This window comes from Streptomyces sp. 8L (genome assembly GCF_020176795.1).
Classification (GTDB): domain Bacteria; phylum Actinomycetota; class Actinomycetes; order Streptomycetales; family Streptomycetaceae; genus Streptomyces.
Genome location: NZ_JAIUKE010000557.1, coordinates 1 through 6,741 on the forward strand (window position 1 = coordinate 1; position 6,741 = coordinate 6,741).

Sequence of the window (6,741 nt, forward strand, 5' to 3'; positions counted from 1 at the left end):
CCCCCCGGAGGGTGGTGGTGGTACCTCCCCCCAGCCCCCCAAGACGGGGAAGGCCACGCGTGCCAACCGGTACGCGGAATCCGCGGCTCTCGAACCGGGCGACTACACACCAGCAGCAGCAGAGACCCAGCGGGCCGACGACTTCCTCCAGGACCTTCCCGGGAAGTGGCAGATGGGCCCGTCGCAGGCGCGTGCCTGTGCCCCTCTCGCTGCATCGCGGGCTCACACTCAGGGCTACGACCTGGAAGACGAGGCCGACCGCCTGCTGCTGGAGTTGACGCTGACTCAGGACAACCCGAACGATCCTGTCCGGCGGCCGTCCAGCGTCATGCCCGCCCGTCTGCGGGACTTGAAGCGCAAACGGGCCGGGGAAACCCCCGGGACGACTCCCAGGGGCCAGTCGGGTGGTCTCGCGGCATGGTGCGGGAAGTGCAACCGGGGCGAGAAGCCCATGGCCGCGTTCCAGCGAATCGTTGAGATGGACGACGGCAGCGACGCTCCCTGCCCTGCCTGCCACCCGAAGCACGCCCGCGCGTGAACGCAGCGCAGCGGCCGGTTACTCCCTTGCCCAGGGCCGGCCGCTGCTCGAAACCCCGAAAGAGGTTCCACCTGTGAGTATCCCAGCGCAGACCGCCGACCGCTCTGCCGCCCCGCACGACTACGGCAGTGACCCGGAGCCCGGCGACTTTGAGAGAGTCCCGCCGCAGGACCTGGCGGCAGAGATGTCTGTCCTCGGGTCGATGATGCTGTCCAAGGACGCCATTGAGGAGGTCACCACCGACTCCCGGCTCAAGCCTCGAGACTTCTACAAGCCGGTCCACGAGACGATCTTCAATACGATCATCGGCCTGTACGTCAAGGGTGAACCGGTCGACCCGATCACGGTCACGGCCGCCCTCATCAACCAGGGCGACATCAACCGCATCGGCGGCGCCCCGTACCTGCACCAGCTCGTGGAGGAAGTCCCCACGGCAGCGAACGCCGGCTACTACGCCGACATCGTCAAGGACCGGGCCCTACGCCGACGTACCATCCAGGCCGGTACAAAGATCGCCCAGCTCGGATACGGCTCCGGCGAAGTGCAGGACATCGTTGACGCGGCCGGGCAGGAGGTCTTCCAGATCGCTGACGAGGACGCCGAGACCGACTACGAGCTCGCCGGCGACTCGATGGAAGCAGACCTGGATGCCCTGGACGCCCTGTGCCATGGCAACGGCGAGCCCGCCGGTGTACCGACCGGGTTCACGGACCTGGACAGCCTCACGTCCGGTCTCCAGCCCGAGCAGTTCGTCATCGTCGCAGCGCGCCCCGCGATGGGTAAGTCGACGCTGGCGCTGGACTTTATCCGGGCCGCATCGTGCAAGCACGGTATCCCCAGCGTCCTGTTCTCCCTCGAGATGGGCCGACGTGAGATCAACCAGCGCCTGTGGTCCGCGGAGGGGAAGATCGCCCTGCACCACATTCGCAACGGGACGATGAGCGAGGACGACTGGTCGCGCCTCGCCCAGGTGATGCCGCGGCTGAAGACGGACCCGTTCTACGTGGACGCCTCGCCGAACCTGACGCTGATGGACATCCGCACCAAGGCCCGGCGCCTGGTGCAGCGGCACGGAGTGAAGCTGATCCTGGTCGACTACATCCAGCTCATGCAGTCAGGCGGGCGAGGCGAGTCCCGACAGGAAGAGGTCTCCTCGATCTCCCGGAACCTCAAGCTGCTCGCCAAGGAGCTGCACGTCCCGGTCGTAGGTCTGTCACAGCTGAATCGGGGCCCGGAGCAGCGCGTGGACAAGAAACCGATGGTGTCCGACCTCCGCGAGTCCGGATCACTCGAGCAGGACGCCGACATGGTGATCCTGTTGCACCGGGAGGACGCATACGAGAAGGAGTCGCCACGCGCGGGCGAGGCGGACCTGATCGTGGCGAAGCACCGTAACGGGCCCACGGCGACTGTCACGGTCGCCTTCCAGGGCCACTACAGCCGTTTCGTTGACATGGCTCAGAGCTGAGAGGCAGAGATGAATCCGAACCAGTTGCCCGATCTGGGTCGTGCGCTGCGTCTGTTGGGCGAGCACGGTGAGGCCGTGACCCGGGACATGCCGGAGGCGAAGCTGGAGGAGATCCGCAAGGACCTCGCCCGCGCTGTCGACCTCCTGGCGACGGTCGCCGGCCCGAAGCCGCACACGGACTGCAAGCTGCATCCGTTCGGGGCGGTCGATGAGGATGCCCCGGACCGGTGCTTGTTCTGTCAGACGCGGCGTCGCCGGGCGGAGGCTGAGCGGCGGAGCCAGGCAGGCTGGGCCCGGCCCTCGTACTGACAGGGCGTGGGGGGCGGGTCTTCGGGCCCGCTCTGTCGGCGTCTCGGGTCGGCGGTCGGTTGGCGTGGGGTGGTGGCGCACCCCTCTCCCGTTAAGCATTGCGTAGCTAATGCTTAAGCGGTAGGTTGTGGATGCTGGTCCGGACCGCGCATCCCCCTCGCAAGGTTCCGCGCGGTCCGGCCTGCGCACTCACCACCACAGGGCTTCGAGCCGCACGCGCATGATCTCCCGATCTGCGCTCCCTGCGACTCAGGAAGCCCACCCGTGACCAGAACACCCCTACTCGATGGCCGGTTCCCGTACCGCACGGTACTGCTCATCGCAGCCCTCACCACTGTCAGCTGGCTCCTGCCAGCCCTCCTCACCAACCTCGGCGTCGCCCTACCGCTGGCCATGACTCTGACCCAGCAGACGGCGCGGCCCCAGTTCCGGAAGAGAGATCATGTCCGAGACGTTCGAGATCATCCGCTACACCGCCGACGTCGTCTGTATCCGCGACGGTCACGTCCTTCTGGTCGAGCGCGGTTGGCCCCCGTACAAGGGCCAGTACGCCCTGCCGGGGGGTCACGTGGACCCGGGCGAGAAGTCCCGGGCTGCCGCCGCCCGCGAACTGCTGGAGGAGACCGGTGTTCGCGTCAGCGAGGAGGACCTGGTCCTGGTCGGGGTGTACGACGCTCCGGGCAGGGACCCGCGGGGCCGGTATGTGACCGTCGCGTACATGGCGACCGTGCCCTCCGATGTGACGGCCCGGGCCGGCGATGACGCTGCGGCGGTGCGGTGGATGCCGATCGAAGAGCCCCGGGATCTCGCGTTCGACCACGGGCAGATCGTGCAGGACGCGCGGCGCCTCCAGTTCTCCTTCTCCTGACTCTCGGTCAAACCCGGTCAGGACAGCCGTAACCGCCCGATGTTGATCAATCACCTGATGCAACCATCCGGCCAGCACGTCAGTCTCACTATCACCCACCGCACAGCGCCCCCACGCCACGCGACTCATCTACCAGAGGAACCCTCTTGCCCCAGGACCAGAACATCCCGCAGCCGCCGCAGTGGGGGCAGCCGACGGTGACGCAGCCCGCCATGCCACCGAAGGACCCGAACCGGCGGCCCGGCTGGACCCGCAAGCGCATCATCATCCCCGTGACCGCGGCCGTGTTCGTCGTCGGTATCGCGATAGGCGGCGCCAGCAGCGGAAGCAGCACAACCACGACGAAGACCGCCGCGGACGCGAAGGCCGCGCCGGCGCCGACCGTCACCATCACGGCGACGGCAACACCATCCGCGAAAGCCCCTGTGAAGGCGAAGCCAGCGCCGACCGTCACGGTCACCGCGACCGCAACGAAGACCGTCAAGGCCAAGGCGCCCGCAGCGCCGGCGAAGAAGAAGCCCGACGCGGCACCGAAGGACAAGGTCGTCTTCAAGGTGTGGGGGTCGGCCCCGTCCGGCGTCGACATCACGTATGGCTCGGACAGCGACAACATTCAGGGCCACGGCCTGCCCATGACGAAGACGATGTCACTGAACGACGATGCGATGTACTACGACGTGTCGGCGCAACTGTCGGGTGGCGGCGACATCCACTGCTCCGTCACTGTCGGCGGGAAGACGAAGACGGGGCATGCCTCGGGCGGCTACAACATCTGCACGGCGCAGTTGTCAGGGGGAATCTTCGGGGGCTGGGACTGACCTCCCCGGACGGTACGGCGGCCCCGGCCTGACGGTCGGGGCCGCCGTGTCCAAGGCAGCAGGTAGCTCGTTCCATCGTCATGACAGAACCCACAGGCCACGACCTCGACGCCCTCCTGCGCACATGCCAGGAACACCGGGCACGGACTGAAGCCCTCCTGGCTGAGACCCGGCGCGGGATCATCGGTCGGCTGGAACAGAACATGGCAGCCGGGGAGAACGTGGCGCCACTCCTGGACGCGTGGGAGCGCAATGGCCTGGACGTAGCGGGATTCCTCGCAGCCGGCCTGTAGGCCCCACGGTTCGACAGACGCCCTGCCGTAGCCGCATGCTGTCCGGCATCCTTGGCGGATGGACTTCGAGTTCGAGTGCCCCTATTACGGGGCGGACTGCTGGGTGTTCTGTAGGGACGTGGGCTGGTTCGGGATCAGGTATCAGGCGCCTGCCGAGGTCGAGTGCTGGTGCTGCGAAGGGGACTTCCACCCGGTCTTCGACTGAGCTGCCCTGTCAGTGGAAGCTGCCATCATGTGTCCATGCCCCCGCGTACATCCAAGGCACTCGCTGCGTGGACCGAGCTGAACGACCGACAGCAAGGCACCCTCGCGGCGATCTACCACATTGAGCAGGGCATCGAAGCCGGTCGGCGGTCGAGCGCTGCGCGTGGTCACTACGACGACACACCGGCGGCCGTGTGGCGGCAGATCGACTTCTCCCATGAGCCGTCCGACCGTCGCGTGTTCGGGTGGACGACACTCCAGGAACAGCTTGCGCTCAAGGGCTGGGACAACCAGGGCAACGGCTCCACGACCGCTGCCCTGCAAAAGCGCGGCCTGATCACGCAGGACTCGCGTCCGACCCGGTTCGGGTTCATGCGCACAGTCCGCCTCACGCGGGAAGGCCGCGCCGCCGCCCGCGCCGGCACATCCCTGACCACCAGCACCGCGAAAGCCGCCCTGAGCGCCCGCTCGTGGCAGGTCCTCGCCCAGCTATGGGCCGCAGACCGTGCCGGGAAGAACCTGCCATGGACATACTCGACCACCATCGAACGTGTCCTCATGGACAAGCACGTCCCTCCGCTCGCCGAGCTCAGCGCCGACGACGCGGGGCGGCGAGTAGGCGGCTACTCGATCACCGAGCGGGGACGTGACTTCTACCGCGAGCACCATGCAGCACACGCGGCGGCGCACCCAGACGTGTGGGCACCACATCCGGACGGAGAAGAAGCCGAACCATGGCCCATCAAGGCTGACCAGCTCCTGGCCGACCATCGTGCCTACTACTGGGCCCTGCGCAAGGCATGGCAAAGGGCCGCTGACGAGCATCAGGCGGCCCAGCAGGAGTCCGAGGAATACGAGCCCACCCCTCCGACAGTTCTCCCCGCAGAGGTGCGTGAGCAGGAGGTGGCGCGCTTCGAACTGCGGCGGGACACGGCCAAGCAGCGTGCCGACCTCGCAGGCGAGCACGCCGCTGGTCTGCACTCGCGTGCCTGCCAGGCTGGGCGTTCCTACGCGACGGCCTCACTGGCCGTGTTCAATGCGGCTGTCGCTGGCGGTGATCCCCTGGAAGGCCTCCAGCCGCCCGGGGAGGGCGATGGCTGGGATGAAGAACGACTCGTCCCGCCCAGCGAGACAGGTATCCACGTCATCGATGCGGAGGCGCGGAAACTCCATGCTGCTGCTGTTGGGGCTCCGCTGAAACGGCGCGGCCCCGCGCCAAAGCATCGCGTCAGGGGCCGCCGCTACTCGGCACCCGTTCAGAAGGTGCACGCGCCAGGTAAGGACTCGGGGGCACTCGCTGATTTCCTCCGCGATCACACGCAGGACGGTGTCCTCCTACGTCGACTGCATGCATGACGTAGGTCAGGCGGCGCCGCGGTGGGCGGCTTCGTCGGGGTCCCCGTTCGGACGAGTCAGGGTCGCCCGGTCGCGGGGCAGGAGCCCGTCGAGTTCACCCCGGGCCATGACCGCGGCCGTGCAGTCCTCGCACTGCCACATGCCGCCATCCAACTCGACCATGGTCTCTCTGGGCCCGCGGTGGTCGCATCCGCCGGCCGCGCAGTCCACGATGTTCCCGTCGTCGCCCATGGCATCGACGGTCCGCCAGGTCGGCGCGGGCCTAGGAGGTTGCGTGTGGGGGCGTACGAGCGCAGGCGGGCAGCTCAACGCACCGCACGACCCGCACGGCTCCCCGAGCCCCGCGTGGCGCGCTACGTGGCCTCTACCGCTCCAGGTCGATGACGGCCCACCAGCGGCAGCCGTCCGGGCCGGTGTCGGTCCCGCATGAGGCGACAGCCGCATGCTCGGATAGGCGGCGCAGGACGTCCTCGCCGTCACCTGCCGGGCCACACCCCTCCGTTGCTTGGTGGGCGATGGCGAGGACACACAGTTGCCCGTCCTGGTCGGACAGGTGCACGCTCACCCGCCGGCTCCCCGCCCCGACAGCGGGGCTCTCGAGCGCCTGAGCGGTCAGCGTGGCGGTCACGTCGTCGATCGTGTCCTCCGTGCCGGTCCCCAACATGTAGCCCCACCTGCCGAGCTGCTCGGCGACGAGGCGCTGTGCCTTGGCCGGCGCCCAGGGGGCATGTCCGAGAGTCCAGTTGGCTGCCTGCCGGTTGCGAACGACGGCGGCAAGGCGCCGGGTGCTGCGGGCGGGGAGGGTTCCGTAGGGTCCTGCGGCGCCGAGCTCGTACGTCTCGACGTCCGCGAGGTGTTCGGGGCGTGGCGGGTTCGGGGGTTTCTTC

10 protein-coding genes are annotated in these 6,741 nt (G+C 68.1%); 8 read left to right on the forward strand and 2 right to left on the reverse strand.

Features of this window, described 5'->3' with window-relative positions; all coding sequences use genetic code 11:
- The 8 genes from LCE31_RS34190 to LCE31_RS34225 form a co-directional block, all read left to right on the forward strand.
- Nucleotides 1-538, forward strand: a 538-nt coding sequence (locus LCE31_RS34190) for a hypothetical protein (RefSeq protein ID WP_225021467.1), incomplete at its 5' end; no start/stop codon positions are given.
- A 73-nt stretch (nucleotides 539-611) separates the two neighbouring features.
- Complete coding sequence (dnaB, locus tag LCE31_RS34195; RefSeq protein WP_374118645.1) at nucleotides 612-2,006, forward strand: replicative DNA helicase; 1,395 nt, start codon at nucleotides 612-614, stop codon at nucleotides 2,004-2,006.
- A gap of 9 nt (nucleotides 2,007-2,015) precedes the next feature.
- On the forward strand, nucleotides 2,016-2,315 hold the full coding sequence (locus tag LCE31_RS34200) for a hypothetical protein (protein ID WP_374118647.1): 300 nt from the start codon (nucleotides 2,016-2,018) through the stop codon (nucleotides 2,313-2,315).
- A 442-nt stretch (nucleotides 2,316-2,757) separates the two neighbouring features.
- Complete coding sequence (locus LCE31_RS34205) at nucleotides 2,758-3,183, forward strand: NUDIX domain-containing protein (protein WP_225021468.1); 426 nt, start codon at nucleotides 2,758-2,760, stop codon at nucleotides 3,181-3,183.
- 146 nt (nucleotides 3,184-3,329) lie between these two features.
- Nucleotides 3,330-4,001: an MmpS family transport accessory protein gene (locus LCE31_RS34210; RefSeq protein ID WP_225021471.1), complete on the forward strand. Its 672-nt coding sequence runs from the start codon at nucleotides 3,330-3,332 to the stop codon at nucleotides 3,999-4,001.
- Between the two features lie 80 nt (nucleotides 4,002-4,081).
- Entirely contained in the window at nucleotides 4,082-4,294 is a 213-nt protein-coding gene (locus LCE31_RS34215) for a hypothetical protein (RefSeq protein ID WP_225021473.1), read from the forward strand.
- Between the two features lie 58 nt (nucleotides 4,295-4,352).
- Nucleotides 4,353-4,499, forward strand: coding sequence for a hypothetical protein (locus LCE31_RS34220; protein ID WP_225021475.1), 147 nt, complete (start codon nucleotides 4,353-4,355; stop codon nucleotides 4,497-4,499).
- A 35-nt stretch (nucleotides 4,500-4,534) separates the two neighbouring features.
- On the forward strand, nucleotides 4,535-5,854 hold the full coding sequence (locus tag LCE31_RS34225; protein ID WP_225021477.1) for a hypothetical protein: 1,320 nt from the start codon (nucleotides 4,535-4,537) through the stop codon (nucleotides 5,852-5,854).
- 6 nt (nucleotides 5,855-5,860) lie between these two features.
- Here the strand turns inward: LCE31_RS34225 and LCE31_RS34230 are convergent, their stop codons facing one another.
- Nucleotides 5,861-6,085, reverse strand: coding sequence for a hypothetical protein (locus tag LCE31_RS34230; protein ID WP_225021479.1), 225 nt, complete (start codon nucleotides 6,083-6,085; stop codon nucleotides 5,861-5,863).
- 133 nt (nucleotides 6,086-6,218) lie between these two features.
- Nucleotides 6,219-6,741: hypothetical protein (locus LCE31_RS34235; protein ID WP_225021481.1), on the reverse strand; the 523-nt coding region annotated here is incomplete at its 5' end.